The 26,230-nt window shown below is 63.3% G+C and carries 23 protein-coding genes; 13 read left to right on the top strand and 10 right to left on the bottom strand.

Features of this window, described 5'->3' with window-relative positions; all coding sequences use genetic code 11:
• Nucleotides 1-208: 208 nt before the first annotated feature.
• Nucleotides 209-1,354, bottom strand: a complete 1,146-nt coding sequence (locus DM807_RS01935; protein ID WP_041166473.1) for a GGDEF domain-containing protein — start codon at nucleotides 1,352-1,354, stop codon at nucleotides 209-211.
• Nucleotides 1,355-1,659: 305 nt separating this feature from the next.
• Between DM807_RS01935 and DM807_RS01930 the strand changes: the two genes are divergently transcribed.
• A complete protein-coding gene (locus tag DM807_RS01930; RefSeq protein WP_012271887.1) occupies nucleotides 1,660-2,007 on the top strand; it encodes a hypothetical protein in 348 nt (115 codons plus the stop codon).
• On the opposite strand, the gene DM807_RS01925 is transcribed toward DM807_RS01930, so the two are convergent.
• On the bottom strand, nucleotides 1,952-2,893 hold the full coding sequence (locus DM807_RS01925) for a LysR substrate-binding domain-containing protein (protein ID WP_012271886.1): 942 nt from the start codon (nucleotides 2,891-2,893) through the stop codon (nucleotides 1,952-1,954). The two genes, DM807_RS01930 and DM807_RS01925, sit on opposite strands and share 56 nt — an antisense overlap.
• A 101-nt stretch (nucleotides 2,894-2,994) precedes the next feature.
• Between DM807_RS01925 and DM807_RS01920 the strand changes: the two genes are divergently transcribed.
• Complete coding sequence (locus tag DM807_RS01920; RefSeq protein ID WP_060493312.1) at nucleotides 2,995-3,954, top strand: DMT family transporter; 960 nt, start codon at nucleotides 2,995-2,997, stop codon at nucleotides 3,952-3,954.
• 9 nt (nucleotides 3,955-3,963) lie between these two features.
• Here DM807_RS01920 and pssA read toward each other — a convergent pair whose 3' ends face one another.
• A complete protein-coding gene (pssA, locus tag DM807_RS01915; RefSeq protein ID WP_179027004.1) occupies nucleotides 3,964-5,292 on the bottom strand; it encodes a CDP-diacylglycerol--serine O-phosphatidyltransferase in 1,329 nt (442 codons plus the stop codon).
• A 180-nt stretch (nucleotides 5,293-5,472) separates the two neighbouring features.
• On the opposite strand from pssA, the gene DM807_RS01910 reads away from it, so the two are divergent.
• A complete protein-coding gene (locus tag DM807_RS01910; protein ID WP_012271883.1) occupies nucleotides 5,473-6,480 on the top strand; it encodes a GlxA family transcriptional regulator in 1,008 nt (335 codons plus the stop codon).
• Between the two features lie 68 nt (nucleotides 6,481-6,548).
• Here DM807_RS01910 and DM807_RS01905 read toward each other — a convergent pair whose 3' ends face one another.
• From DM807_RS01905 to katG, 3 genes are all read right to left on the bottom strand, one after another.
• A complete protein-coding gene (locus DM807_RS01905) occupies nucleotides 6,549-7,883 on the bottom strand; it encodes an MFS transporter (protein WP_012271882.1) in 1,335 nt (444 codons plus the stop codon).
• Nucleotides 7,884-8,002: 119 nt separating this feature from the next.
• On the bottom strand, nucleotides 8,003-9,214 hold the full coding sequence (locus DM807_RS01900) for a M24 family metallopeptidase (RefSeq protein ID WP_012271881.1): 1,212 nt from the start codon (nucleotides 9,212-9,214) through the stop codon (nucleotides 8,003-8,005).
• Between the two features lie 261 nt (nucleotides 9,215-9,475).
• Nucleotides 9,476-11,731, bottom strand: a complete 2,256-nt coding sequence (gene katG / locus DM807_RS01895; protein ID WP_179027003.1) for a catalase/peroxidase HPI — start codon at nucleotides 11,729-11,731, stop codon at nucleotides 9,476-9,478.
• Between the two features lie 379 nt (nucleotides 11,732-12,110).
• Here katG and DM807_RS01890 point away from each other — a divergent pair, with 379 nt between their 5' ends.
• On the top strand, nucleotides 12,111-13,013 hold the full coding sequence (locus tag DM807_RS01890; RefSeq protein WP_012271879.1) for a LysR family transcriptional regulator: 903 nt from the start codon (nucleotides 12,111-12,113) through the stop codon (nucleotides 13,011-13,013).
• A gap of 11 nt (nucleotides 13,014-13,024) precedes the next feature.
• Here the strand turns inward: DM807_RS01890 and DM807_RS01885 are convergent, their stop codons facing one another.
• Nucleotides 13,025-13,903 (bottom strand): DMT family transporter, encoded by an 879-nt coding sequence (locus DM807_RS01885; protein WP_012271878.1) that lies wholly within the window; start codon nucleotides 13,901-13,903, stop codon nucleotides 13,025-13,027.
• 246 nt (nucleotides 13,904-14,149) lie between these two features.
• Here DM807_RS01885 and DM807_RS01880 point away from each other — a divergent pair, with 246 nt between their 5' ends.
• Entirely contained in the window at nucleotides 14,150-14,974 is an 825-nt protein-coding gene (locus tag DM807_RS01880) for an aldo/keto reductase (protein WP_012271877.1), read from the top strand.
• Between the two features lie 42 nt (nucleotides 14,975-15,016).
• On the opposite strand, the gene DM807_RS01875 is transcribed toward DM807_RS01880, so the two are convergent.
• From DM807_RS01875 to DM807_RS01865, 3 genes are all read right to left on the bottom strand, one after another.
• Nucleotides 15,017-17,113, bottom strand: coding sequence for a putative bifunctional diguanylate cyclase/phosphodiesterase (locus DM807_RS01875; RefSeq protein ID WP_179027002.1), 2,097 nt, complete (start codon nucleotides 17,111-17,113; stop codon nucleotides 15,017-15,019).
• A 136-nt stretch (nucleotides 17,114-17,249) separates the two neighbouring features.
• The gene (locus DM807_RS01870; protein WP_060493315.1) at nucleotides 17,250-17,744 is read right to left on the bottom strand and encodes a GNAT family N-acetyltransferase; all 495 of its coding nucleotides are present in this window, start codon (nucleotides 17,742-17,744) and stop codon (nucleotides 17,250-17,252) included.
• Nucleotides 17,745-17,847: 103 nt separating this feature from the next.
• Entirely contained in the window at nucleotides 17,848-19,335 is a 1,488-nt protein-coding gene (locus DM807_RS01865; RefSeq protein ID WP_012271874.1) for an aldehyde dehydrogenase family protein, read from the bottom strand.
• 202 nt (nucleotides 19,336-19,537) lie between these two features.
• Here DM807_RS01865 and DM807_RS01860 point away from each other — a divergent pair, with 202 nt between their 5' ends.
• The 8 genes from DM807_RS01860 to DM807_RS01825 all read left to right on the top strand — a co-directional run bounded on the left by DM807_RS01860 (nucleotide 19,538) and on the right by DM807_RS01825 (nucleotide 26,206).
• On the top strand, nucleotides 19,538-20,689 hold the full coding sequence (locus DM807_RS01860; protein WP_060493316.1) for an amine dehydrogenase large subunit: 1,152 nt from the start codon (nucleotides 19,538-19,540) through the stop codon (nucleotides 20,687-20,689).
• 15 nt (nucleotides 20,690-20,704) lie between these two features.
• A complete protein-coding gene (locus DM807_RS01855) occupies nucleotides 20,705-21,241 on the top strand; it encodes a MauE/DoxX family redox-associated membrane protein (RefSeq protein ID WP_012271872.1) in 537 nt (178 codons plus the stop codon).
• A 4-nt stretch (nucleotides 21,242-21,245) separates the two neighbouring features.
• Nucleotides 21,246-21,887 (top strand): methylamine dehydrogenase accessory protein MauD, encoded by a 642-nt coding sequence (mauD, locus tag DM807_RS01850; protein WP_179027001.1) that lies wholly within the window; start codon nucleotides 21,246-21,248, stop codon nucleotides 21,885-21,887.
• A gap of 14 nt (nucleotides 21,888-21,901) precedes the next feature.
• Nucleotides 21,902-22,423 carry a methylamine dehydrogenase light chain gene (locus tag DM807_RS01845; RefSeq protein WP_012271870.1) on the top strand — a complete coding sequence of 174 codons (522 nt, stop codon included), beginning with the start codon at nucleotides 21,902-21,904 and terminating at the stop codon, nucleotides 22,421-22,423.
• Nucleotides 22,424-22,427: 4 nt separating this feature from the next.
• Nucleotides 22,428-22,946: a cytochrome c family protein gene (locus DM807_RS01840; RefSeq protein WP_012271869.1), complete on the top strand. Its 519-nt coding sequence runs from the start codon at nucleotides 22,428-22,430 to the stop codon at nucleotides 22,944-22,946.
• A 324-nt stretch (nucleotides 22,947-23,270) separates the two neighbouring features.
• The gene (feaR, locus tag DM807_RS01835) at nucleotides 23,271-24,185 is read left to right on the top strand and encodes a transcriptional regulator FeaR (RefSeq protein WP_012271868.1); all 915 of its coding nucleotides are present in this window, start codon (nucleotides 23,271-23,273) and stop codon (nucleotides 24,183-24,185) included.
• A 124-nt stretch (nucleotides 24,186-24,309) separates the two neighbouring features.
• Nucleotides 24,310-24,708, top strand: a complete 399-nt coding sequence (locus tag DM807_RS01830; RefSeq protein WP_012271867.1) for a c-type cytochrome — start codon at nucleotides 24,310-24,312, stop codon at nucleotides 24,706-24,708.
• 178 nt (nucleotides 24,709-24,886) lie between these two features.
• Nucleotides 24,887-26,206, top strand: a complete 1,320-nt coding sequence (locus tag DM807_RS01825; protein WP_179027000.1) for an alginate export family protein — start codon at nucleotides 24,887-24,889, stop codon at nucleotides 26,204-26,206.
• Nucleotides 26,207-26,230 lie beyond the last annotated feature (24 nt).

Here is a 26,230-nt window from a genome sequence, read left to right as displayed (position 1 = left end):
CGGGGTCCCCTCGCTCCGGGCTTGCTCCCGGGAGGACCGCGCTGCAGGCCCCATCCTGGGGCCCAGCGCTTGACGGGCATCCATGCCCGTCACCTCCCTCCGCAAGCCCTGCGCTCGGCCTCCTGAAGTCGCAACCTGCGTCGCCTGAACTACCGCGTGCTTAAAAGCAAAAGCAAAAGCAAAAGCAAAAGCAAAAGCAAAAAACAGACTAGTGGCTAATGTCTGCCATGGGCCGCTCGACAAACCGAATGCTGTCGCGCCCTCCACGCTTGGACTGGTACAGCGCCACATCCCCCTGCTCGATCAACGCCGCCAGGCTCGCCGGTGGCTGGTCGAACAGGTTGGCACCGATGCTCAAGGTAACCGCCTGCGGCGTTGGCACGGTCTTGCAGGCGTACTGCTGGAACTGCTCACGCAGCATCCCACCCAGCTCCATGACCCGTTCACTACTCGCCCCACTCAGCAAGATGACAAACTCATCGCCCCCCAACCGCGCCGCCAGCGAGCGCTCGGGCAGCGCCGTGCGAATCATCTCGCTCAAGGCAATCAGCAAGCGGTCCCCGGCTATATGCCCGTGCAGGTCGTTGACCAGCTTGAAATTGTCGATGTCGATCAGCAGTAACGCCCCAGGTTGCGCAGGGCTCACGTCCTTGAAGAAATGCCCAGCCCGCACCTCCAGCGCTCGCCGGTTGTACAGCGCGGTCAGCGGATCACGGGCCGCCAGCCGGGCAATCCGTTCCTCACGCCGGTAACGCACGGTTCCCGTCATCGACAAGGCAATCAGCATGATCGCCATCGCCCCCTCGACCAGGGAAACCTGAATGATCAGCCCGCCAAAGGTGGCCAGGTCAATCAACGTACCCGGCGTAATCGCAATGATCGCCTTGGCTACATAGAATGCCCCATGAATCAGCAGCACATAGCGCAACTGCACCGCGCCAACACTCAGCGATCTGCCATGCGGCCGCAACAGGAAACTGGCCTTGAGCGTCAACGCCGCCACCAGCAACGAGTTGACCATCAGCATCACCTTCGACCACTGCGGCCCCACAGGCAACAGCAGCAAGGCGAACCAGACCACCACGATCATCAGCCAGGCACGCGACAAGCGCTCCTGGGTAAATCGCAGCACGCCCATCAGAAAAAAACCGTGCGCGACCACCAGCAAGCCATTGGCGAACCAGATGCCGATGAACAACAAACCGATCCCGCGCAGCAAAGCCAGGATGCAACCGACAGTAATGGTGGCGAAACCGGCGCTCCAGAACAGCAGAGAGGTTTCGCGGACACTGCGCCATTCAATTGCCAGGTACAAGGCAGCGGCAGCAGCCAAGGCAACCGAAATGGTCAGCATCGTGGGTGGATCTAGCGCCATATACGCATTGGCCTATCTGGTTAACGAAGAAAGGCCCGATTGTATGCGCTCGTGATGACTTTTCAGAGGGGCCTTGCACGGTTGCCTGCAAATGATAGCCCAGCCCTTGCAGATGCCCGTGCGAGCGACATGTCATATTGACATCATCGTGTCATTCGCACCACAAGAACCGCGGTCGTAATGACCACACTTGGTCGGATAGTGCCGTACCTGAAGGGCTGGCCAACTGGCACGAAAGCTGAAGCGTGATCTTTCGCCAAACACTGCCTTGCGGACCAAAGACCATGAAAAATCCTCTGCTCCCTCTGGCGATGACCCTGACCATCGCCCTGCCCGCCTGCGCCGACCAGGTGCTCTCGGAAAGCGCCGACAATACCGTCGGCTATGGCGCTGGTGGCGTCAGCGGCCTGATGATCGGCGCCGCGCTTGGCGGCCCGTTCGGCGCCATCGCAGGTGCCGCCCTGGGCGCCTTTGGTGGTGCCGCCGTGCAACAAGGCAGCGGGCACAGCGACGCGGCCTATGTGGTGCGCCACGACGACGGCAGCACCCAGCGCTACCGTTCGCCGAATGCCCACTTCAAGCCCGGTGATCAGGTGCAGGTGAGCGGTATTCGCCTGGCCCCGGCGCAGTAAGCCGCTGCCCGGACAAGTAACTCACCAGTTGCCGCCCGTGCGAACTCAGGCGCTCCCAGTCACGGAAACACAGGCGTAGCTCCAGGGTGGCCCAGCTTTCCGCCAGGGCCACCCGGCGTACCGGCAGCTCCTGCTCCGCACGCACAGCGGCGGTTTCAGGCAGCATGGCCACGCCTGCGCGCTGTGCCACCAACTGTGCGATTGCCTCAAAGCTGGGCGCTCGCACGCGCACCTTCAGCGGCATGGCCAAGTTCATCGCCAGCTCTTCGACAAAGCGCTGCATCGGCCGCCCACCCGGCAGGCAAATGAACGCGTAGCCCAGGGCATCGACCAGGCGCAGCTGTTCGCGCCCAGCCAGGGGATGGTCGGCGGGCACCAGCATGACCAAGCGCTCGGTGCGAAACGGCAGCGATACCACCCCCTCGCTGGGCAAAATGCCATCGTACACACCGATCTCGCACTCGTTGGCCACCACCACCCGCAGCACGTCCACACTCTTGTGCTCCATCAGTTGCAGGTCGACCTCCGGGTAGTCCGCCAGAAACGGCCCCAACACTGCCGGCAGCAATGTGCTGTTGGACACCGTAGAGGCCGCCAGGCGCAAGGTGGTGCGGTGCTCGCCAGACAGTTGCTGCAAGGTCTCCTGCAGTTTTTGCGCCTCACCCAGCACGCTGCGTGCGCCCTCCAGCACCAGGCGCCCGGAAGGCGTCAACTGCATGCCATCTGCCTTGCGGGTGAACAGCACCAAGCCACAACGTTCTTCCAGCAAGCGCAGGCGATTGCTTGCCGCCGACACCGCCACCGGGAAGGTCGCAGCCGCCTTGCTCAGGCTGCCCGTGGCGGCAATGGCCAGCAGCAGGCGCAGGTCAGTCAGGTCGAATTGCATGCCATTCTCCAAATACGAATGCCCTGTTCTATAAAAAGCGATTCTAGCGCGACAGCCTTCTGTTCAGAATAAGCCTCGCCTTTCTTCCACGTAGGTAACGCATGAACGCATACCGCAGCTTGATACAGCGCCAACTGCAAAGCGGCGCCCTGTACGCCGTACTGGCGGCCCTGGGCTTCAGCTTCAAGGCCATTTTCGTCAAGCTGGCTTACGCCGCCGGGCCGGTGGATGCCATCAGCCTGCTGGCCATGCGCATGGGCCTGTCGCTGCCGCTGTTCGCCTGGCTGGTATGGGCCAGCCGTGGTCAGGGCAGTGCCCCGCTCAACCTGGGTGACGGGTTGCGCGTCGCCCTGCTTGGCCTGTTTGGCTACTACCTGGCCAGCCTGTTCGACTTCTATGGCCTGCAGTACATCAGTGCTGGGCTGGAGCGGCTGATCCTGTTCACCTACCCGACGCTGGTGCTGGTGTTTCAGGCCATTGCCCTGCGTGAACGGCCGAGCCTGCGCACTTTGTCGGCCATGGGCCTGTGCTATCTGGGGCTGGGCATTGCCTTTGTCCACGACATCAGTGTCGCCGGGGTTGGCCAGCAGGTGGTGCTGGGCTCGCTGTGGGTGTTCGCCAGCGCGGTGACCTACGCGCTGTATTACGCCGGCACCGGCATGATGCTCAAACGCATGGGCTCGATGCGCCTGGCCGGGTTGTGCGGTACTGCCTCCTCGCTGATGGTGCTGGCGCATTACCTGATGGTGGCGCCGGTCGGGCAGTTGTGGCAGTTACCGAGCGCAGTGTGGGTGAATGCCGGGCTGATGGCCGTGTTTTCCACGGTGCTGCCGATCTACTGGGTAGCGTTGGCGATCCAGCGCCTGGGGCCGACCCATACAGCGGCGGTGGGTAACCTGGGGCCGGTACTGACGGTATTGGCCTCATGGGCGATCTTGAATGAAGAGATTTCGCTGTACCAGGTAGTGGGGCTGGCGGTGGTGCTGTTTGCCGTATCGCGGCTCAAGCCCCGAGCCAAGAAGGACATCGGGGCCGCGCCAGGCAAAGGTGCCACTGCCTGACGCAAGGCCTCAGAGCACTCGCTTGATCAACGGTTCCAACCGGCTAAAACGCAACCGCCGCAGAAGTTTGCGTACTTCCTTGGGATGTTCGGCCTTCACCCCCAGCGCCTCTGCCGAGCCAATCTTCGGCGCATGCTGGCGCAATGCGTTCAGCTCCGCTTCCCGTGGTACCAGCCACTGCCCTTGCGGGTCATCGATCAGCAGGCCGTTTTCCAGGTCCAGGTTGAACCCGCGCGGGTTCAGGTTGTTACCGGTCAGCAGCGAATAGCGCTGGTCGACCCACACGCCCTTGGCATGAAAGGTATGCCCCGGATCGTTCCAGATCCGCACTTGCAACTGGCCGCTGGCAATCGCGGCATGGCGGCGCCTGGCGAAGGCACGCAGGTTGTCTTCGTACAGATAAGGCAAGGCGCCACTGGCACTGAACGGCTCACCGGGGGCGATGTAGAAGTCATTGGCCGTGCGGTCACCGACCATCAGCTCAACTTGCACGCCCCGCTCAAGCGCATGGTCAAGCTCGCGCATCACCACCCGTGGCGGGTTGAAATACGGCGTGCTGATGATGATCTGCGTGCGCGCCGCAGCCAGCAACGCGCACAGCGCCCGGTTCAGCGGGTTGCCACGGCCCACACCCAGCAGCGGGATCACCCGTAGCCCCTGCCCCGCAGCGCTGGCCGGCGCCTCGTAGGCCATGCGCCGCAGCCGCGCGCGCAAACGCCGAATGTCGCCGCGCAAGTTGCGGGTAGAGGGCGGCGCCGGCAGGTCGAGACGCGGTGTGGCGGTGGGGTGCAGCAGACGCTGCACCAGGCCGACCATGGCATCGGCCAGCTCAGGTGACTGGAACAGGTGATAGCGGTCCAGGCGATAACGGTCGAAGCGGTGCAGGTAGACGTTGTTCAGGCTGGCGCCGGTGTAGATCACGCAATCGTCGATGATGCTGCCCTTCAGGTGCAACACCCCGAACAGCTCGCGAGTCTGCACGGGCACACCATGAATGGCGATATCCAGCCCGCGCAGCTGGCGCTGAGCCTGGTACCAGGCAGCGTTGCCCGGTTGACGCCCACCACCAAGCAACCCGCGACGGGCGCGGAACCAGTCGACCACAATGGTGATTTCCAGGTTAGGGCGCGCGGCCTTGGCCTGGTACAAGGCATCCAGCACTTCCTGGCCGGCCTCGTCTTCCTGCAGGTACAGCGCGACGATGACGATGCGCCGGGTTGCCGTGCGGATGCGGTCGAACAGGCAGGTGCGATAGGCCTTGGCATCAGGCAGCACCTGGATCGACTCGGGCGCCATGGCGTAGCCTGGCAACGCCGCCAGCATGGATTCGGGGTTCACGAACGATCACCTTCTGTGTGCAATCACTGTCGGCCCTGCCAGTTGGCGGAGCCATTCCTGGCCGCTGCGCACGGGGTGTAAGATCAACCCGGCAACGACCCATAACAACAAGAACCACGCGAGGCTGTATTTCTCACTGCCCCTGACGAACAATGCCTCAGCTTGCACAGGAACAGCGCAATGGTCCACCCCGCTTCTGCAAACCTCCCGCCGTCTATTGTAAAGAGTTGTTCCGTAAAGACCTTCGGCTTTCTGATTTTGCCCAATTTCACCACCATCGGCCTGGCGTCGGCGGTAGAAACCTTGCGCATGGCCAACTTGGCCGCGCGCAAGCCGCTGTTTCGCAGCGTGCTGATCGCGGCAGACGATATGCCGGTAGTGGCCAGTAACGGCATGCGCGTATTGCCCGACTACAGCATCGCCAATGCCCCCGCACTGGATGCCCTGCTGGTGGTCGGCGCCAACCCGATCGACCGCAGCCGTGGCAACCGCCCGCTGATCGACTGGTTGCGCCAACTGGCCCGCCAACGCTTGCCACTGGGCGGCATCTGCACCGGCAGCTACCTGTTGGCCAAGGCCGAATTGCTCAAGGGTTACCGCTGCACTATCCACTGGGAAGACCTGCCGACGTTGCAGGCCCACTTCCCCGGTATCGTGATCTCCAGCCAGCTGTTCGAATTGGACCGCGACCGTTATACCTGCTCGGGCGGCGTGGCGGCCATGGACATGATGCTGCAACTGGTTGCCCGCGAACCCGGTGGCCAGGACATCGCGGCCAAGGCCGCTGAGCTGTTGCTGTGCGACCGCGTGCGCGGGGAGCGTGAGCGCCAGCGGGTACCGCTGCGCACCCTGCTGGGTAGCGCTCAGCCCAAGCTGAGCCAGGTGGTGGCGATCATGGAGGCCAACCTGGAGGAACCGTTGGGGCTGGAGGAGTTGGCCAGCCTCAACGAGATAACCGTGCGTCAGCTGGAGCGGCTGTTCCACAAGTACCTGCAACGCACGCCCAGCCAGTATTACCTGGAGCTGCGGCTGTCTCGGGCACGGGAGTTGCTGCTGCGCAGTGACGTGCAGGTGCGCGAGGTGGCGCTGGCCTGCGGGTTCAGCTCGCCGGCGCATTTTTCCAAGAGTTACAGCCGGTTCTTTGGTTTGTCGCCGTTGGGGGAGCGGCGGCAAGCTTCGTTGCATTGATTCAGCATTTGCAATGGCTTTACCGGCCTCTTCGCAGGCGTGCCCGCGAAGAGGCCGGTGCAGGTTGGTCAATCCTCCAGGGCCGTGTGGGCCGTCTCCCGGCACATCAGCATGGCCACCAGAGCAACCAACGCTGCCGCCAGCAAATAACCCGCCGGTGCCAGCTTGCTGCCGGTCACCTGTATCAACCAGGTGGCAATGAACGGCGCTGTCCCGCCAAACAGCGCATTGGCCACATTGAAACTCAGGGCAAAGCCACTGAAACGCACACGGGTGGGGAAGATTTCCGCCAGCAGGCACGGCAAGGTCCCGTCATTCATTGCCAACATCGCCCCGAAAACAATCTGGATCGTCAGAATCACCAGCAACGGCTGCCCGTCGAGCAGGCGGAACAACGGCACGGTCAACCCCAGGAACAACAGCGAAGCCACCACCAGCATGGTCTTGCGACCAAACTGGTCGGACAGCCGCCCCATCAGGAAAATCAAGCCGATGTACGTGGCCAGCGACACCGTCGAAGCGATGAACGAATCCCGCTCGCTCATGCCCATTTCACTGGACAGGTAGGTCGGCATGTAGCTGAGCAGCAGGTAGAACGCCACCGCGTTCAGGCAGGTGACACCAATACCGATGGCCAGGCTGCGCCGGTGCTGGCCCAGCAGTTCGCGCAGCGGTGTCGGGGCCATGCCGGCCTTGTGCTCCAGGCGCTGCTCCATCTCCAGGAACTTGGGCGTGTCTTGCAGGCTCATGCGGATGTAGCGCCCCACCAGGCCGAACGGCGCGGCCAACAGAAACGGCAAGCGCCAGCCCCACTCGTGCAGAGCCTCATTGCTGAGCAGCTCGTGCAGCACCGCGACGAACGCCGCCCCGAACAGCAGCCCCGCCGCCGTGCTGGCCGGCACGATGCTGGTGTACAAGCCCCGCCGGCCAGGTGGCGCGTATTCCGCCAGGAACGCCGCAGCACCGGCGTACTCGCCCGAGGCGGAAAAGCCCTGCACCAGGCGTATCAACAGCAACAAGCCCGGCGCCCACAGGCCGATTTGCGCATAACCGGGCAACAGGCCGATGCAGAAGGTGGACACCGACATGATCAGGATCGACCACGACAACGCATTGCGCCGGCCATGGCGGTCACCGAAATGCCCCCAGACAATGCCGCCCAGCGGGCGTACCAGGAACGACAGGGCAAATACCGCAAAGGTCGCCAGCAGGCCGGTGGTCTTGTCGGTCTGCGGGAAGAAGGTGGCGGCGATGATGGTGGCCAGATAGCCGTAGGCAGCGTAGTCGAACCACTCGACGAAATTGCCCATGAAGCTGGCACGGGCGGCCTTGCGCAAGGCCTGGCGTTCGGTGTTGTGCGCAGGGCCTTCGAAGGTGGAGGGATTCAGGGTGGTGCTGGACATGACGGGGTACCCTCTGGTTCTTTTAATTGGAGGCAGGGTCTTGTGGTCATACAGTGTTTTTTGTTGTCTGGGGCTGGCCTTCTTCACGGGCAGGCCCGCGAAGAAGGCGCCACCTTTCGTTATTTGCGAATGATGTTGTGCTCCGGCCCATACGGGAACTTGGTGATGTTCTCGGCGCCATTGTCGTTGACGATCAGGATGTCATGCTCGCGATAGCCCCCCGCCCCCGGCCGCCCTTCGGGCAGCATGATCATCGGCTCGATCGACACCACCATGCCCGGTTCCAGCACCGTGTCGATGTCCTCGCGCAGCTCCAGCCCCGCTTCGCGGCCATAGTAGTGGCTCAAGGTGCCGAACGAGTGGCCATAGCCGAAGGTGCGGTACTGCAGCAGGTCGTGGCGCAGGAAGATCTCGTTCAGTTCCCGAGCGATATCGCTGCAGCGCATGCCGGGGCGCACCAGTTTCAGCCCGGCTTCGTGCACTTCGACGTTGGCCTGCCACAGGCGGAGGTACTCGTCCGGGCAGTGGTCGAGGAACAGCGTGCGCTCCAGCGCGGTGTAATAGCCGGCGATCATCGGGAAGCAATTGAGGCTGAGGATCTCGCCCTTGCCCACCCGGCGGCTGGTCACCGGGTTATGCGCGCCATCGGTGTTGAGCCCGGACTGGAACCAGGTCCAGGTGTCCATCAGCTCGGCCTCCGGGAAGCGCTTGGCAATTTCCCGCACCATCGCCTGGGTGGCATGCAGCGCCACCTCGTACTCGGGCACGTGCTCACGCAGGGCCTCGACCACCGCCGCCCCACCGATATCGGCCACCTGTGCACCGTGGCGGATAAGCGCCTGCTCCTCGGCCGACTTGATCATGCGCATGCGCATGCACGGCGCACCGATGTCCACCAGCTCGGCTTTGGGGTAGCAGGCGGCGAGTTTGCCGTGGTTCTGCAGGTTGAGGTGATCATGCTCTACGCCGATACGCGAGGCCAGCGGCAGTGCTTGCTGGATGGCGACGAAGTAGTTGTCGCGCTGCCAGTCGGTGTAGACGATGTTGTCGGTGCCGACCGTACGCCGCCAGGGCTGCCCGCCATCGATGTTGGCGCTGATCGAAACCACCTTGTGCTGGGTGATCACCAGCGCATAGGGGCGACCGAACGAGCAGTAGAGAAAATCGCTGTAGTAGTTGACGTTGTGGTACGAGGTGAAAATTGCCGCCTCGATGTCCTGCTCGGCCATGTAGGCCCGCAGCCGGGCGTGGCGGGCCGCATATTCCTGGGCGGAGAAGGTTGGCTGCACCTTGTCGCCATTACGGATTTTCAGGGTCTTGGGCATTTGCATGGTCGGGGTTCCTTGTCGTTGTGAGCACGCTGTTCAGGCCGGCCGCCTGAGAAGCATTGCAACAGAACCGACGAGGACGTTTTTGTATCTATCCGACCTGGAATTGGCGGGATCGCCACTGGCCCTGGGGGCTGCTTTGCAGCCCCTTCACGGCACAAGGCCGCTCCCACGGGTACCGCACAACCTTCTGGATTGCGCAGTACCTGCAGGAGCGGCCTTGCGCCGCGAAAGGGGCGCAAAGCGCCCCCGCTTCAAATAACACTATTTCAGGTCAAAACGATCCAGCTCCATGACCTTCTGCCAAGCCGCGACAAAGTCCCGCACAAACTTGTCAGCACCATCACTACTGCCATACACCTCGCTCAACGCCCGCAACTGGGCATGCGAACCAAACACCAGATCGACCCGGCTACCGCTCCACTTCACCTGCCCTGTCTTGCGGTCACGGCCTTCAAAGGTTTCATTGTCCGCCGAGGTAGGCTTCCACTCCACGCTCATGTCCAGCAGGTTGCGGAAGAAGTCGTTGCTCAGGGTGCCCGGCTTGTCGGTGAACACACCGAGCTTGCTGCCGCCATGGTTGGCGCCGAGCACACGCAGGCCACCCACCAGCACGGTGAGTTCCGGCGCGGTCAGGGTCAGCAACTGGGCCTTGTCCAGCAGCAGCTTCTCGGCCTTGACGCTGTAGCGGGCCTTGCTGAAGTTACGGAACCCATCGGCCAGCGGTTCCAGCACGGCGAACGACTCGACGTCGGTCTGCGCCTCAGACGCATCGACCCGGCCTGGGCGGAAGCCCACGCTGCCACTGTAACCGGCATCCTTGGCGGCCTTTTCAACCGCTGCGGTACCCGCCAGTACAATCAGGTCGGCCAGGGAGATTTTCTTGCCGCCGTTGTTGAACTCGCCTTGGATTTTTTCCAGTGCCGCCAGCACCTTGTCCACACCCTGGTTTGCAGCCCAGCCCTTCTGCGGCGCCAGGCGCAAGCGAGCGCCATTGGCACCACCACGTTTGTCGGAGCCACGGAAGGTTGACGCGGAGGCCCAGGCGGTGGAGACCAGCTCACCCACACTCAAGCCCGAGGCCAGCACCTTGGCTTTGAGGGCCGCGATGTCTTGCTCGCCGATCGTGGATGGGTCGGCTTTGGGCAGCGGGTCTTGCCACAGCAACTCTTCATTGGGCATTTCTGGGCCCAGGTAGCGTGCCAGCGGCCCCATGTCGCGGTGAATCAGCTTGTACCAGGCACGGGCAAAGGCGTCCGCCAACTGGTCAGGGTTGTCCTTGAAGCGGCGGGCGATCGGTTCGTAGATCGGGTCGAAGCGCAGCGCCAGGTCGGAGGTCAGCATCGACGGTGCATGCTTTTTGCCCGGATCGTGCGCGTCGGGCACCGTTCCCGCCCCTTTGCCCTCTTTCGGCCGCCACTGGTGTGCGCCCGCCGGGCTCTTGGTCAGTTCCCACTCAAAGTTGAACAGGTTATTCAGGTATTCGTTGCTCCACTTCGTCGGGGTGGAGGTCCAGATCACTTCCAAGCCACTGGTGATGGCATCGCCGCCCTTGCCAGTGCCAAACTTGTTGGCCCAACCCAGCCCTTGCAGCTCAAGGCCTGCCGCTTCGGGCTCGGGGCCCACGTTGTCGGCGGGGCCGGCACCATGGGTTTTGCCGAAGGCGTGGCCGCCAGCGATCAGCGCCACGGTTTCTTCATCGTTCATGGCCATGCGGCCAAAGGTTTCACGGATGTCCCCGCCCGAGGCTACCGGGTCGGGGTTACCTTCCGGGCCTTCCGGGTTCACGTAGATCAGGCCCATCTGCACGGCGGCCAGCGGGTTCTCCAGGTTCCGCTCGGCCGACAGGTCGCGGTTCTGTTCTTCGCCATGCTTGGCAGGCTCGGCCACCAGGTCACCCTGGCCTGGCGCCTGCGCCTTGAGCTGATCCTTGCCGTAGCGGGTGTCGCCGCCTAGCCAAACCTTTTCCGAACCCCAGTACACATCTTCGTCCGGCTCCCACACATCGGCGCGCCCGCCAGAGAAGCCAAACGTCTTGAAGCCCATGGACTCCAGGGCAACGTTGCCGGTGAGCACGATCAAGTCGGCCCAGGAAATCTTGTTGCCGTACTTCTGCTTGATCGGCCACAGCAAGCGCCGCGCCTTGTCCAGGCTGACGTTGTCGGGCCAGCTGTTGAGCGGGGCGAAACGTTGCTGGCCAGAGCCCGCGCCACCGCGGCCATCGCCAATGCGGTAGGTGCCGGCGCTGTGCCAGGCCATGCGAATGAACAGCGGGCCGTAGTGGCCGAAGTCAGCGGGCCACCAGTCTTGCGAGTCGGTCATCAAGGCGGTGAGGTCTTTTTTCAGGGCCTGGAAGTCGAGGCTCTTGAATGCCTTGGCATAGTCGAAGTCCGGGTCGGGGCTGGACTTCGAGGAATGCTGGTGAAGAATTCTCAGGTTGAGCTGGTCAGGCCACCAGTCACGGTTGGTGGTGCCGCCACCTGCGGTTTGATGGAACGGGCATTTCGATTCGTTCGACATCTGCGGGTACCTTTGGGTCGGTTATCCAGATTTCCGGTCTATGCCAGGTGTTCTTTCAGCCGAGCATGTGGGCTCGTGCCACCCCTCATCAGGTCTACACGGGGCTTGCGAAGCTGTCACGACGGGTTGGCGCGGCGTTGCACACAGGTGCTGTCACGCCGCCCGGTCGCGGAAGTCGCGGGGCCACGGGAAAGACTAGCCGAGCTTGGGCAGAGTTCTAATAGAGTGGCTGTTGGAGCTTGATAGGCTGGCTCTGTCAGGTGAGCCTGAACAGCGGCGCGACCAGCCCACCAAGAGGCCGGCACATTCGTACGATGCAAGCCGGCCTCCCGCATGCTTCAATTCACCGCCAGCCCTCTATTCCCGGAACCTGAAGCCAATGAACCGCAACGACCTCCGCCGCGTCGACATGAACCTGCTGGTGCTGTTCGAAGCCCTGATGATCGAGCGCAACCTGACCCGCGTCGGCGAAAAGCTGTTCATCACTCAATCCACTGTCAGCGCCGCCCTCGCCCGCCTGCGCGAACTGTTCGACGACCCGTTGCTGATCCGCAGTGGCCGCGCCATGGAACCCACACCACGGGCCATGCAGATTTTCGCCGAGCTGGGCCCGGCCATGGACGTGATATCCGCCGCCATCAGCCGCGCCCGTGAGTTCGACCCCACCAACAGCAGCAACGTGTTCCGCCTGGGCCTGTCGGACGATGCCGAGTTCGGCCTGTTTCCGGCCCTGCTGCAAGCCCTGCGCGAAGAGGCCCCAGACATCAGCGTCGTGGTACGGCGAGCCAACTTCCTGCTGATGCCTGGCCTGCTGGCCAGTGGCGAAATCTCGGTAGGCGTAAGCTACACCACCGACCTGCCGGCCACGGCCAAGCGCCGCAAGCTGCGCGACATCGGCGTGCGGGTGCTACGCGCCGATGACCGCCCCGGCCCGTTGACCCTCGACGAGTACTGCGCCCGCCCGCATGTGATGGTGTCGTTTTCCGGCGACATGAGCGGCAACATAGACCTGGACCTTGCGCGCATTGGCCGTTGCCGCAAGGTGGTGCTGGCGGTACCGCAATTCGGTAGCCTGCGCGCCTTGCTGCGCAACACCGAGATGATCGCCACGGTCCCGGACTATGCCGCCTGCGCCTTGGCCGACGACGGCAGCCTGCGCGCCGACCCGGCGCCGTTCGATATCACCGAAGCCGAGCTGTCGATGGTCTGGAGCGGCGCCCAGGACAACGACCCAGCCGAGCGCTGGCTGCGCGAGCGCATTCTGCAGTTCATGGCCCGGTAGCTGAAGCAGCCTTACTTGCCCCGCTGCATCCACGCCGCGCCCAACCCACTGAGGCAGATCACCGAAATACCCACCAGGCTCAAGGTATCCGGCACCTGGCTATAGACGACAAACCCAAGCAACCCGGCAAACACGATCTGGCAATAGCTGAACGGCGCCAGCAACGCCGGCGCCGCATGGCGGAAGGCTTGGGTCAGCAGCAGGTGCGCGGTCATGCCGAAGCCGCCCAGTGCCAGCATCAGCAGGGCATGGTCCCAACGCGGCACCTCCCAGAAGAACGGCACCAGTGCACTCATAGCCAAGGTGTTGCACAGCCCTGCATAGAAGTTGCTGGTGGTCGGGCTGTCATGCGCGGCAAGGATGCGCGTCAGCAATTGGTAGAAGCAAAAACCCAACGCCGAACCGAACGGGTACAGAATGGCCGGGGTAAACATCGCCCCACCCGGGTGCACCACCACCAGTACGCCAATGAAACCCAGTACCACCGCCACCCACTGCCCCACCGTCACCCGCTCTTTGAGCAGCGGCGCCGACAGCGCGGTGACCAGCACTGGGGCAAGGAAGTTGACCGCCGTCGCCTCGGCCAGCGGCAAATACTGAAGGCCGGTGGTAAACAGCAGGCTGGTACTCAACAGGCTCAGGGCCCGCAAGGTTTGCAGTAGCGGCCGACGGGTGCGCAATACGTTCAGGCCAGACTTGGGCAGGAAGATGCCGGCCATCAGCAGCGTATGCACCACATAACGCGCCCACACCACCATGACGATCGGGTACAGGCCGCCGAGGAATTTGGACAAGGCATCGTGGCTGGCGAACAGGAACGTCGCCACCACCACCAAGGCTATGCCGCGCAGGGGTTGGTTGACGCCGGACAGCGGTGTGCTGGAACTCATGGCTCTCTCGATGACGGCGCGGCGCCATGCCACGCCCAGGGAAGGCCGCGCAGGCCTGGCCTGGCGGATGCAACAGCTCGAATTCTAGAAGAGATGCCGCAGCATAAGGAAGTTGATTTGCCGCTTGTCCAGGCTGAGTGCGATTTCTGTTCGCTGATCGACCACTTTCCACCTTGCACGCATGGCCCGTGTGCTGTTGATCACCGACCATCGACCCACCTCCTGCACCCTCTACAAGGAATTTACATGCAAAGGCTCACCACCCGTAACGGCCTGGACCTGCCTGCAATCGGCCTGGGCACCTGGCCGATGACCGGCAGTGAATGCACCCAGGCCGTGCACCAGGCACTGGACGTGGGTTACCGGCACATCGACACCGCCACTGCCTACGAAAACGAAGCGGCCGTTGGCCAGGCGCTGCGCGACAGCGATGTGCCACGCGAGCAAATCCATCTGACCACCAAGGTTTGGTGGGACCGCCTGGAGCCCAAAGCCATGCGCCAGTCGCTGGAAGACAGCCTGCGCGCGCTGGGTACCGAACAGGTTGACCTGTTTCACATCCACTGGCCCGGCAAGGACTGGGACCTGGCCCGCAGCATCGACACCCTGGTAGCCCTGCGTGACGAGGGCAAGACGCGCCACATCGGTGTGGCCAACTTCCCGCTGGGGCTGCTGCGCCAGGTGGTGGAAACGCTGGGTGCGCCATTGTCGGCCATTCAGGTGGAATACCACGTGCTGCTCGGCCAGCAACCGCTGCTCGACTACGCCCGCAGCCATGACCTGTTGCTCACTGCCTATACGCCGCTGGCACGTGGCCAGGCAGCCGCGCAGCCGGTGATCCAGGCGATTGCCCGCAAGCATGGCGTGCTGCCCAGCCAGGTGGCGCTGAAATGGCTGCTGGACCAGGACGGCGTGGCGGCGATCCCCAAGGCTAGCAGCCGGGAAAACCAGCTGGCCAACCTGGCAGCGTTGAATGTGCAGCTGGATGAAGACGACCGCGCGGCGATTGCCGGGCTGCCGAAAGATCAGCGCGTGGTGAGCCCGGCGTTTGCGCCGGACTGGAACAGTTAACCTTGAAAGCTGGCGCGGTCCCTTGCACGACCGCGCATCGGGTTAGCTCAGGGTTACCACCTGCTTCAACCGCTCGCTCGCCGGCGCTGGCCGCCCGTACAGGTAGCCCTGAAAGTGCGAGCAGCCCTCCGCCGCCAGCCGGCGCATCTGTTCCTCCGACTCCACACCTTCGGCCGTGGTCTTGATCATCAAACTGTTGGACAGGTCGGTAATGGCGCGGATGATCGACATCGCTTCGCGGCTGTCGCACATGTCATGCACGAACGACTTGTCGATCTTGATCCGGTCGAACGGGAACGAACGCAGGTAACCCAACGATGAGTAACCGGTGCCAAAGTCGTCCAGAGAAATGGACACACCCAGGTCTTTCAACGCACGCAGGGTACGCACGTTTTCCTCGCTGTTGCCCAGCAATACCGACTCGGTAATTTCCAGCTCCAGTCGCTGCGCCGGCAGGCCCGAGTCGGCCAGCGCCAAGGCCACGGTGTGCACCAGGTTGGCGTTCTTGAACTGCACCGCCGACAGGTTGACCGACACCGTCTGCTCACTGTCCCAACTGGCGGCCTCCTGGCAGGCCAGGTTGAGTGCGCGGTTGCCCAGTTCATGGATCAGTCCGGTTTCTTCGGCAATGGGGATGAAGTCCATGGGCATGACCATGCCGCGAGTCGGGTGCTCCCAACGCAGCAGCGCCTCATAACCGGTAACGCTGCTGGTCTGCTGGTCGACCACCGGCTGGTAATGCAACTGCAACTGGCCCAGGTGCAACGCGGTGCGCAAGTCGGTTTCCACCAGGCGGCGCTGGCGGGCGGCAACGTCCAATTCGACGTCGAAGCACTCGTAGCGGTTTCGCCCATTGCGCTTGGCTTCGTACAACGCCATGTCGGCGTAGCCCAGCAACTGCTCGGCCTGGTCGTTGTCATCCGGGGCGATGGCAATGCCGATGCTCACCCCCACGCTGAACTGGTGGCCTTCGATCTGGAACGGCGGGCTGATGGCGTTGATCAGGCGATGCGCGGTGTTGCACGCGGCATCCCGCCCCTCCAGGCCCGTCAGCACCACGGCAAACTCGTCACCGCCCAAGCGGGCCAAGGTGTCGTGTTCACGCAACTCGCGGCGCAGGCGCTTGCCCAACTCGCGCAGCAGTTTGTCACCAAAGGCATGGCCGAGGGAGTCGTTGATGTTCTTGAAGTTGTCCAAGTCCAGGCACAGTGCGGCGGTCAGCTTGGCGTTTTCGCTACCACGCACCAGCGCCTGGCGAAGGCGCTCATTGAACAGCGTGCGATTGGGTAACCCGGTGAGCGCGTCGTGGTGCGCCATGTGGTGGATCTGCGCATGGGCGGCCAGCTCTTCGGTGGCATCTTCGGCTACGAACAACACGTAGTCGGCCTGGCCCTCGCGGTTCTGGCTGAGCAAGGTGCGGCTGCGCAAGGTGCGTGGGCCACGGGCGGTATCGACACGCGTTTCAGCGGCATGCCCCTTGGGGCTGCGGGCACCGCGCGCCAGCTGCTGTTCCAGATAATCGGCAGCGGCCGGTGCCAAGCATTCGCCGGGCAACTGGCCAATCATGCTGCGCCCCGGCCCGCCAAACAGGCGTTCGGCCTGCTGGTTGGCCAGCAAGATGCGCTGGCTTTCCAGGTCCTGGACAATGACGCTGGCGGGGATGTTGGCGATCACCGAATCAAGAAACTGCGAGAGCTTGGCCATTTCCTGGCTGTATTGCTCGGCCAGCTCCTTGGCCTGCAACAACTCCTGTTCCTGGCGATGACGCTCGGAAACATCGCGGGTGACCTTGGCGAAACCCACCAGTTGCCCGGCATCGTCGTACACCGCTTCAATCACCACATGGGCAAGAAAGGCCGAGCCATCTTTACGCAGGCGCGAACCCATTTCTTCAAAACGCCCCGTGCTGCGCGCCTGCTCCAGGTTAAGCGCTGGCAACCCGGCTGCGCGCTCGGCATCGGTGTAGAACAGCGAGTAATGCTGGCCGATTATTTCATCGGCATGGTAGCCCTTGGCGCGCTGGGCACCGGGGTTCCAGTTGGCGACGATACCCTCGGGGGTGAGCAGGTAGATGGCGTAATCCACCACGCTCTGGATCAACAGCCGGTACATGATGTCGGGGTTTGCAGCTAGCGACATGAACTTTACCTGAACCTTCGAAGCGCATGAAAGGGACCCCGGCTTGCGGCGGCCGGGTTTTGGAAAGCGTTGATGGCATTATGCCGCTCATGACGATTTTGTGAAGCGGCTCACAAAAATGTCGCTTTCTCACCCTTCAGTGGCGGGCACCGCTCACCAGGAAATTGAGCAAGTCCGGTTCATCGTACAAGGCGATTGCCTGTGCCGGGCGCGACAGGTTCGCCAGCACGGCCTTGCAGAACGCCACGGCGGGCGGGTCCTGGGCGTAGCAGCGCAGCAGCCAGTCACCCTCGCCGCCCAGCAACTGCAACGCCACCGCTTGGCCAATGCCCTGACGGCGGTACTTTTTCAGGATGAACAGATCGGCCAGCTCCCGTGCATCGATACCTCGCAGTTCGCTGCGCTCCACCAGCACGAAGCCGGCGATGAAACCGTCCGCCAGCACCAGGTACGCGGCCCAGCCGTCGTCCTGCCAGTAGCGTTGCAGGTGCTCGTCGTGGATGTAGAAGCGGCCATCCACCTCGACATCTTCCTGCTCCCAGTCGGACGACTCATAGGAATAGTACTGGTAGAGGTTGCGGATCAGCGGGGCCTGGTCGGCGGTGGTTGGCAGCAGCGCGATGGGCAGCATGATGGGGCAAGGCTCGGGTAAAACCTGAATTCTACGCCATGACTCACCGCCACTGCATGGAACCGGGCGCGCCCCACCTTACAGGCGCGCGCCAGTAGGCAGGTCAGTACCTGATCATCACCGACTTCAGTTCGGTGTAATCCTCGATGAACGCACTGCCGAACTCACGCCCTACCCCCGATGCCTTGGTCCCGCCAAACGGTACCGCCGGGTCGAGGAAGGTGTGCATGTTGACCCACACCGTACCCGCCTCGATCTGCGGGATCAGGCGCAGAGCCTTGGACAGGTCGTTGGTCCACAGGCTGGCGGTCAGCCCGTAAGGGCTGTCATTCATCATTTCCAGCAACTGCGCTTCGTCATCGAACGGCAATATGCACACGATCGGGCCAAAGGTTTCTTCGTGCAGCAACGGGTCGCGGGCGTCGTTGGCCAGCACCACCGTGGGCTCGACGAAGTAACCTGGTCGCTCGACGGCCTTGGCCCCGCACACCACGGTGTTAGAAGCATGGGCCCGCTCGAAGAAGCCAAGAATCTTCTGCAGATGCGTGGCATTGGCCAAAGGGCCGAACTGGGCATCCGGGTCCAGTGCCGAACCAATCTTCAATTGCCCCAGCGCGGCAGCCAGCTTGCCCGTGAATTCGTCCACACGGCTGCGGTGCACATACAGGCGCTCCGGCGAGGCGCACACCTGCCCCTGGTGCACATAGGCCGTTTGCACGATGCCGGCTACCGCGCCGTCGACATCCACGTCGGCCAACAGCGCCGCCGCGTTTTTGCCACCCAGCTCCAGCGTGGCGCGGGTCAGGTTGGCCGCCATGGCCGCCTTGCCCACGGCGATGCCGGTCGGCACCGAGCCGGTGAACGCTACCTTGGCCACCTCGGGGTGCTCGATCAGCATCTGGCCCGCTTGGCCGCGCCCGTTGACCACGTTGAACGCGCCGGCCGGTACCCCGGCTTCGACCGCCAGCTCGGCGATGCGCAGCAAGGTCAGCGGGGTGAACTCGCTGGGCTTGACCACGATGGTGCAGCCGGTGACCAGCGCCGACGCGATCTTCCAGATGCCAATCATCACCGAGAAATTCCACGGCACGATCCCGGCCACCACACCCACCGGCTCACGCAGGGTAAAGGCGGTATAACGTTCACCACCAAACGAAGGCAGCGAGGGGGTCATGGTCTGCCCGGTGATCTTGCTCGCCCAACCGGCGAAGTAGCGCAAAAACACCACGCTCTGGGCAATTTCCAGCCCGCGCGACAGGTTGATCGACTTGCCCGAGCACAGGGTTTCCAACTGCGCCAGCTCTTCGGCATTGGCCTCTATCAGGTCGGCCAGGCGGTTCAGCACCACGCCTTTCTGGTATGGCGAGACTTCGGCCCAGCTGCCCTTGAAGGCTTGCCGGGCGCTGCGCACGGCACGTGCCACCTCGGCAGCGCTTGCCTCGGCCACACGGCTGATGACCGCGCCGCTGGACGGGTCGTGAATGTCCACCGAAGGCCCGGCCTCGCCCGCCTGGTAGCGGCCCTCGATGAAATGGCCATGGGGCCTGGCGAGGAACTCGACCACGGCGGGTAACAGCGGGATATCGCTCATGACATGCACTCCTGGATGGCGGCGCCAACGTGGCGCCGGGCCGATCTTCAAGCGCCTGCCCGCCCGCCTGCCAGCCCTCTGCAGCGTTTTGTCAGGCAGCCTCAAGAGAATGTCACGCAGGCCAAATCCCCCCTGCTGGCCAGGCGGCACACTGCGATGACTGCGATTTCTGCACAAACCATAACAACATCGGAGATAGCCAATGCGTCGCGTCGACAGGCTCAGCATCTCGGCAGCCCTGGCCTTGGCCTTGGCGGCAGGCAGCAGTGCGGTGCGGGCCGACCTGCCCGCCGAAGAGATCGGCCACAACACCTTGCCGTTCCCGCCAGACCCTCACCGGGTCTACATCCTGGATGTGGACTTCAAGAACCCCATCGCCGGCAAGGTGGTGGTGGTGGACCCCAAGGCCAAGCGCATGCTCGGCATGACCACCAACGCCTTCGTCGCCCCCACCGCGCTGAGCCCGGACAACCGCACGCTGTATTCGGCCAACCTGTTCTACTCGCGCGGCACCTACGGCGAACGCACGGATGTGCTGGTGGCCTGGGACACCCAGACCCTGCAGCCGACCTGGGAGGTGGTGCTGCCTGCCAAGCGCGCCTCGACCCTGACCGAGAAGTACGCCATGGGTGTCAGCGCCGACAACAAGCTGGCCTACGTCTTCAACCTGACGCCGTCGACTTCGGTCACCGTGGTAGACACCCAGGCGCGCAAGGTCGCCAGTGAAGTGCCCATCAGCGGCTGCGTGCTCAATTACCCGGTAGGCAAGCGCAGCTTTGCGTCCCTGTGCGGTGACGGCCAACTGCTGGTAGTAACCCTGGATGACGCAGGCAAGGAAGTATCACGCACGCAAACGCCATTCTTCGACCCGAACAAGGTGCGCCTCAACGAACGCGCCATTGCCAACGGCGACACCTACTACTTCACCACCACTCAGGGTGAGGTGTACCCGGTGGCGTTCGAGGGCGGCAAGGCCAAGCCGCTGCCCACCTGGTCGCTGGTCAGCGACGAAGAGCGCAAGCAAGGCTGGGCACCGGGCGGCTGGCAGGCCCTGGCCGTGGCACCAGGCCTGAACCGCTTGTATGCACTGATGCACGACCAGCACACCGACGGCAAATGGGAAGACCCGAGCACCACCATCTGGGCGTTCGACCTCAAGACCGGCAAGAAGCTCGGCACTCTGGACTCGCCCAAACCCGTATGGAGCCTGCAAGCCAGCCACGACAAGGCACCGATCCTGGTGGCCACCGACCTGGAAGGCGGCGTGCAGTTCTTCGACCTCACCAGCAACAAGCACAGCGGCGCGATGGACCAGATCGCCGACACGCCTGTGCTCACCCTGGCCCCTTGGTAAGCAGGAGATCGGACCATGCTCGACCCTGTCCTCGTAATTGCCAGCAGCACCGCACTCGCCGCACTGCTGGCCAGCGCTGCCAGCCACAAGCTGCGTGACCGGCGCGCGTTCAACGCCATTGTGCGTGCCTATCAGTTGCTGCCGGCTCCGCTGGCGCCAGGCGCCACCGCCAGCCTGGCGCTGATCGAGCTGGCCTTGGCCCTGGCCCTGCTGCTGCCCGCCTGGCGCACCGATGCAGCACTGGGGGTGGCGCTGTTGATGGCGCTGTACGCCAGCGCCATCGGCCTGAACCTTTGGCGTGGCCGGCGTGACATCGACTGCGGTTGCTCTGGCCCCGGCGCCGCGCAGCCACTGCGCCCGGTGTTGCTGCTGCGCAACCTGGTGATCGCCCTGCTCGCCGGCCTTGCCGCATGGCCCGTGGCCGAACGCGCCTTGGGCGTGCTGGATATTTTCGTGGTGAGCGCGGCGGCAGCCGTGGCGCTGCTGCTTCATGTCGCGGTGGATGGCCTGCTGGCCAACCAACCGCGTCTTGCCAAATTGAACGGGAGATAACCCCATGCAACTGCTTATCGCATCGAACATACTGCTCTGGCTGCTGCTGATCGCAGTCGCCTTCACCGTCATGGCCCTCGTGCGCCAGATTGGCGTGCTGCACGGGCGCATCGCCCCGGCCGGCGCGCTGATGGTGGACAAAGGCGTCACCGTGAACGACCCCGCGCCACAAGTGACTGCCGCCGACCGCCACGGCCGCCCGGTGAACATCGGCTACCGCGGCGAACGCTCGCAGTTGCTGTTCTTCCTCACCCCCGGCTGCCCAGTGTGCAAATCGCTGCTGCCGGCGGTGAAATCGATTGCCAGGGACAACAGCGGTTCGCTGGACGTGATCTATGTCAGCGACGGTGATTTCGCCGAGCAACAGGCACTGATCGAAGCCAACGGCCTGCAGCAAGCCAGCTACGTAGTCGGCCCGGAGGTGGGCATGACCTACCAGATCGGCAAACTGCCCTACGCCGTACTGATCGACGCAGCCGGCACCCTGCGCGCCAAAGGCCTGGTCAACTCGCGCGAACACCTGGACAGCCTGTTCGAAACCCTGCACCTGGGCAGCGCCAGCCTGCAGCACTACTTGCACGGCGCCCCGTCGCACAGCCATGACCACGAACACGCCCACACCCACCAGCACAGCGCGCAGCACTGACCGCGGAGCCGACCATGAGTTTTCTCGACAAACTGTTTGAACGCTCCAGCCGCCATGTCGCCGATACCACTTCGCGGCGCAAAGTGTTGGCGCGGCTGGGCTCGCTGATCGTCGCCGGCGCCGCCCTGCCGGTACTGCTGCCCATCGACCGCACCGCCAAGGCATTGGCCGCCGAGCAGCCGAAGATGGGCGACCCAGGTGACCCGACCAGCTGCGACTACTGGCGCAACTGTTCGATCGACGGTTTCCTGTGTTCGTGCTGCGGCGGCTCGATCACCTCCTGCCCGCCTGGCACCGAAGCCTCGCTGGTGACCTGGATCGGCACCTGCCGCAACCCGGCCGACGGCAAGAACTACATCATCTCGTACAACGACTGCTGCGGTAAGCACGCTTGCGGCCAGTGCGCCTGCTCGCGCAACGACGATGAACAGCCGCTGTACCGGCCATTCAACAACAACGACATCAACTGGTGCCTGGGTGCAGCCTCGAAGATCTACAACTGCACCGTCACCATCATCCGTGGCGTGGCGGTGTAGCGCCATGCGCGGTGTGACGCTGTTGCTGCTCCTGTGCCTGCTGGCCCCCGTGGCCCAGGCCAGGACCCTGCCCAACCCCAACCAGCGGCCTGCCCCCGGCAACGAAGTACCACCGGTACCGATCGCCCAGGCCGGCTACTCGGTGCCGGTGAACTACCAATTGCAGTGCGCCGGCTGCCACCGTGACCATGGCGAAGGCTCGGCGGCCAACGACACACCGCGCATGCAGGGCTTTGTCGGCAACTTCCTGCGGGTGCCCGGTGGCCGCGAGTTTCTGGTGCGGGTGCCGGGCATATCCCAGTCGGCGCTGAACGACCAGCAGATCGCCGACCTGCTCAACTGGTTGCTGATGCGCGATGGCATGGCCGGTAACAGTTCGCCTGAACAGTGGGCGGCCTATACCGGCGCGGAAGTACACCGTGTGCGCCAGCAAAGTATGCTGAACCTGCCTCATGTGCGCGCCGGCTTGATCGAAGACATGCGGGCCAGGGGCATCGCCATCGGCGACGGCCTTGGCCATTGAAGCATCACGCAAGCGTTGTACCTTCAGCCCGCCCGCTCAGCGGGCTTTTTTATGCCTGTCAGATAGCCGCGGTGACGAAACATCGGGTGGGAAGTATCTGCACAGTGCTGCACCAATAGCCCTCATAAAAATCCCGCCAAGGAGCAAACCAGACCCAGCACACAAATTTAATAGCTATTCATATCAACGACTTGGGGTGTATCCACATGTTTCGTATCGGCAATAGGGCTCGCTTTTTGCTTGAATATTCAAGTGAATTTTAAACTTTATCTCCCAAGAGTCGCCCAAGCGACCCGTTACAACGCTACCCCGTGCGAGGCCCCTATGATCCCTGCAACCCGCATTACCGACGACCGTTTCCAGGCTTGGCTCAGCCAAGTCAATGAAGCCTGTGGCCACTTCAACGGCCGCAAGCTCGACCCAGGGTTCGTCGGCCAGCTGGAAAAGTGCCAGGCAGGCCAGATCTCCATGAGCATCGTCGACATGACCCAGGTGAACCTGTTCCGCGGCCCGCGGGAAATCCGCGCCAGCGGTGCCGACAACTACTATGCGGTGCTGCAGATGGCCGGCACGTCGCACATCGAACACCAGGGTGCACGCATCGAATTGCAAGCTGGCGACCTCACGTTGATCGACGCCAGCGCGCCATTGGACATGCACTTCCACCAGCGCTCGCGGCAGTTGTCGCTGATCTTGCCGCGCGCGCGGGTGGAAAGCGGCACCCGTGGCACCGGTGTCGCCTGCGCCAAGCGTATCGAGGCGCAAACGCCGCTGGCCAACATGGCCCGGCTGATGATGCTGGAAACGGGGCGTACCCGGCACATGAGCGACCATGAGAGCCAGGCCGTGCTCGACGCACTGATCGCCCTGCTGCGCCCAGCCATCAGCCACGACACGGTGCCCGGCAGCCACGAGCGCATGTTCCGCAAGGCCCTGGCGCTGATCGACCAGCGTATTACCTGCGAACAGCTCACCCCCGAGTTCATTGCCCGCGAAGTGGGGATCTCGATGCGTAGCCTGTACCGCATCTTTGCCAAGCATGGCTTGGTGATTGCCCAGTACATCCGCAACCGCCGCCTCGACTTCTGCGCCGAGCACCTGCGCAACCCGGCGATGGACCAGAAGGTGTCGTCGCTGGGGTATGCCTGGGGGTTCTCGGATTCGAGCTATTTCAGCACTGCATTCAAGGCGCGATTTGGGGTAACGCCTGGGGAGTATCGGCGTCAGCATGCCAATTGAGCGGTACCGACAACGCTGTGGCAATACCAGAAAACACCTTGGCAGGCACAACAAAACCCAGCGACCGACGCTGGCGCACAATCAAGCCGAATACCGACAAGAACCCACCCAGGACCCGTGCGTGATGCCCACCCTCGCCCCCCACAAGTTCGCAATCCCGTTCCTGCTCGCCACTCTGGTCAGCCCCCTTGCCCTGGCCGAAGACTGCGCCGCGCCACAACGCCAGCAAGGCGAACAGGTGTTTGCCCGTGACTGCGCAGCCTGCCATTCGGCACAAAAGGGCGGCCCGGCAATGATGGGCCCCAACCTGCACGACGTGGTAGGCCGTACACCTGGCAGCGTGCCAGGCGCCAACTACTCGCAGGCCATGAAGAGCCGCCAGGCCAGCTGGACGGCGCAAGCCATCGGCGCCTTCATCGAGCAACCACAGGCCGCAGTCCCCGGCACCTACATGCCCTACGCCGGGCTGCCGGATGCTGGCGAACGCCAGGCGGTGACCTGCTTCCTCGCCGGGCTCAAATAACGCATTCCTTCAAGGCATTCCCACCAAGGCCCCTTCACGGGGCCTTGTGTTTTTATCGGCCTGGCACAACGCCAAAGGCAACTGGCAGCCAGGGCAAAAGCCCGCGCCGAGGCTTCCTGCATGATCACTGGCATGTCTTCAGGACTTCTGCCAAACCCATAACAAAGGAAGCCAGACCATGCACCACCGCCCATTCCGCCTCACCTTGGCCGCACTGTTGGCCGGGGCTTCGCTGGGCACCTGCGCGCAGGAGCTTTACAGCGATGCCGAGCGCCACCTGAACGCCAATGTCGAAGCCGTGTTCGGTGTATTCCACAGCGAGGAAAGCTACGCCGTCGTGCGCGACCAGCCCGGCTCCACATCATGGCGCGAGGGCTATGTAAAATACGGCCTGAGCGGTGACCAACGCCTGGGCAGTGCCGGTTCGCTGTACGGCGCTTTCGCCCTGCTCAGCTCTGGCACCTGGGGCGACGGCGACGCCGCCGGCTTCAGCGATGGCAGCGAACGCACCACCAAGATCGAGGACGCCTACCTGGGCTGGAAGTCCGGCAACCTGGTGCCACTGCTTGGCGAAGACGGCATCGACCTGTCGTTTGGTAAGCAGATGGTCGCGGTAGGCGATGGTTTCCTGATCCAGGGCGATTCCTTGAATGTTGGCCACGGCCTGGCCAATGGCGAGTTCAACCGTGGCGGCGCGTACTACCTGGCTGCGCGCAAGAGCTTCGACAAAACCGCCGTGTTGCGCCTTGGCGGCAGCAAAGGCTGGCGCGGCGACCTGATGTGGCTGCAGTCGGACAACCGCGCCCAGGCCAACACCGAAATGCATGTGGCCACCCTGGAGCATGTGGCAGACGCGGGTACGGTCGGGCTGACCTACATCGACACCACCCATATCGACAAGCAATACGCCTCGCCGATGCAGCAGGAACGCGACGGCATGAAGACCTACAGCATTCGTGGCCAGGGCAATGCCGGGGTGGAGAACCTGTTCCTGTCTGGCGAATATGCCAAGCAGGACAAACCGCACGCCGCGACTGAAGACGCCTGGTATCTGGAAGCTGGCTGGACCTTTGCCGACCTGCCCTGGGCACCGAACGTCAGCTACCGCTACAGCCGGTTCTCGGAGCAATACGACACGCTGTTCTATGGCCTGGGCCGTGGGTTGGGCACCTGGTTTCAAGGCGAGGTGGCGGGCAACTATGCCGGGCCGTTCAACAGTAATGCGCGGATCCAGAAGGTGGGGTTGACGGTAAGCCCGGCTTCGTCACTGAACGTGGGGCTGATGGGCTTCAAGTTCGACACGATCGACCGCAGCCTGGGCAATGTAGATGGCCACGAGGTGGACCTGTATGCGGAGTGGACCCTCAACGAGCACCTGATGATAGTGCCACTGGTGGGGCTGTACACGCCTGAGCGCAGTGCCGAGCAAGGCGGTACACAGTTGGGCAATGACAACAACAACCTGTACAGCCAGGTTGTGTTCGTCAGTACCTTCTAAAGCACTTGCACCGCTCGTTTGTAG

The organism is Pseudomonas hunanensis (genome assembly GCF_013393325.1).
GTDB classification, from domain to species: domain Bacteria; phylum Pseudomonadota; class Gammaproteobacteria; order Pseudomonadales; family Pseudomonadaceae; genus Aquipseudomonas; species Aquipseudomonas putida_P.
This window is presented reverse-complemented; position numbering and strand designations above follow the sequence as displayed.

Excerpts from the sequence above, each read along its gene's own strand:
- DM807_RS01905 (WP_012271882.1), bottom strand. The coding sequence starts at position 7,883 with ATGTCCAGCACCACCCTGAATCCCTCCACCTTCGAAGGCCCTGCGCAC.
- DM807_RS01900 (WP_012271881.1), bottom strand. The coding sequence starts at position 9,214 with ATGCAAATGCCCAAGACCCTGAAAATCCGTAATGGCGACAAGGTGCAG.
- DM807_RS01910 (WP_012271883.1), top strand. The coding sequence starts at position 5,473 with ATGGTCCACCCCGCTTCTGCAAACCTCCCGCCGTCTATTGTAAAGAGT.
- DM807_RS01920 (WP_060493312.1), top strand. The coding sequence starts at position 2,995 with ATGAACGCATACCGCAGCTTGATACAGCGCCAACTGCAAAGCGGCGCC.
- DM807_RS01855 (WP_012271872.1), top strand. The coding sequence starts at position 20,705 with ATGCTCGACCCTGTCCTCGTAATTGCCAGCAGCACCGCACTCGCCGCA.
- DM807_RS01830 (WP_012271867.1), top strand. The coding sequence starts at position 24,310 with ATGCCCACCCTCGCCCCCCACAAGTTCGCAATCCCGTTCCTGCTCGCC.
- DM807_RS01890 (WP_012271879.1), top strand. The coding sequence starts at position 12,111 with ATGAACCGCAACGACCTCCGCCGCGTCGACATGAACCTGCTGGTGCTG.
- DM807_RS01880 (WP_012271877.1), top strand. The coding sequence starts at position 14,150 with ATGCAAAGGCTCACCACCCGTAACGGCCTGGACCTGCCTGCAATCGGC.
- DM807_RS01930 (WP_012271887.1), top strand. The coding sequence starts at position 1,660 with ATGAAAAATCCTCTGCTCCCTCTGGCGATGACCCTGACCATCGCCCTG.
- DM807_RS01860 (WP_060493316.1), top strand. The coding sequence starts at position 19,538 with ATGCGTCGCGTCGACAGGCTCAGCATCTCGGCAGCCCTGGCCTTGGCC.
- DM807_RS01875 (WP_179027002.1), bottom strand. The coding sequence starts at position 17,113 with ATGTCGCTAGCTGCAAACCCCGACATCATGTACCGGCTGTTGATCCAG.
- katG (WP_179027003.1), bottom strand. The coding sequence starts at position 11,731 with ATGTCGAACGAATCGAAATGCCCGTTCCATCAAACCGCAGGTGGCGGC.
- DM807_RS01845 (WP_012271870.1), top strand. The coding sequence starts at position 21,902 with ATGAGTTTTCTCGACAAACTGTTTGAACGCTCCAGCCGCCATGTCGCC.
- mauD (WP_179027001.1), top strand. The coding sequence starts at position 21,246 with ATGCAACTGCTTATCGCATCGAACATACTGCTCTGGCTGCTGCTGATC.
- DM807_RS01840 (WP_012271869.1), top strand. The coding sequence starts at position 22,428 with ATGCGCGGTGTGACGCTGTTGCTGCTCCTGTGCCTGCTGGCCCCCGTG.
- DM807_RS01935 (WP_041166473.1), bottom strand. The coding sequence starts at position 1,354 with ATGCTGACCATTTCGGTTGCCTTGGCTGCTGCCGCTGCCTTGTACCTG.
- DM807_RS01865 (WP_012271874.1), bottom strand. The coding sequence starts at position 19,335 with ATGAGCGATATCCCGCTGTTACCCGCCGTGGTCGAGTTCCTCGCCAGG.
- DM807_RS01885 (WP_012271878.1), bottom strand. The coding sequence starts at position 13,903 with ATGAGTTCCAGCACACCGCTGTCCGGCGTCAACCAACCCCTGCGCGGC.
- feaR (WP_012271868.1), top strand. The coding sequence starts at position 23,271 with ATGATCCCTGCAACCCGCATTACCGACGACCGTTTCCAGGCTTGGCTC.
- DM807_RS01925 (WP_012271886.1), bottom strand. The coding sequence starts at position 2,893 with ATGCAATTCGACCTGACTGACCTGCGCCTGCTGCTGGCCATTGCCGCC.
- DM807_RS01870 (WP_060493315.1), bottom strand. The coding sequence starts at position 17,744 with ATGCTGCCCATCGCGCTGCTGCCAACCACCGCCGACCAGGCCCCGCTG.
- DM807_RS01825 (WP_179027000.1), top strand. The coding sequence starts at position 24,887 with ATGCACCACCGCCCATTCCGCCTCACCTTGGCCGCACTGTTGGCCGGG.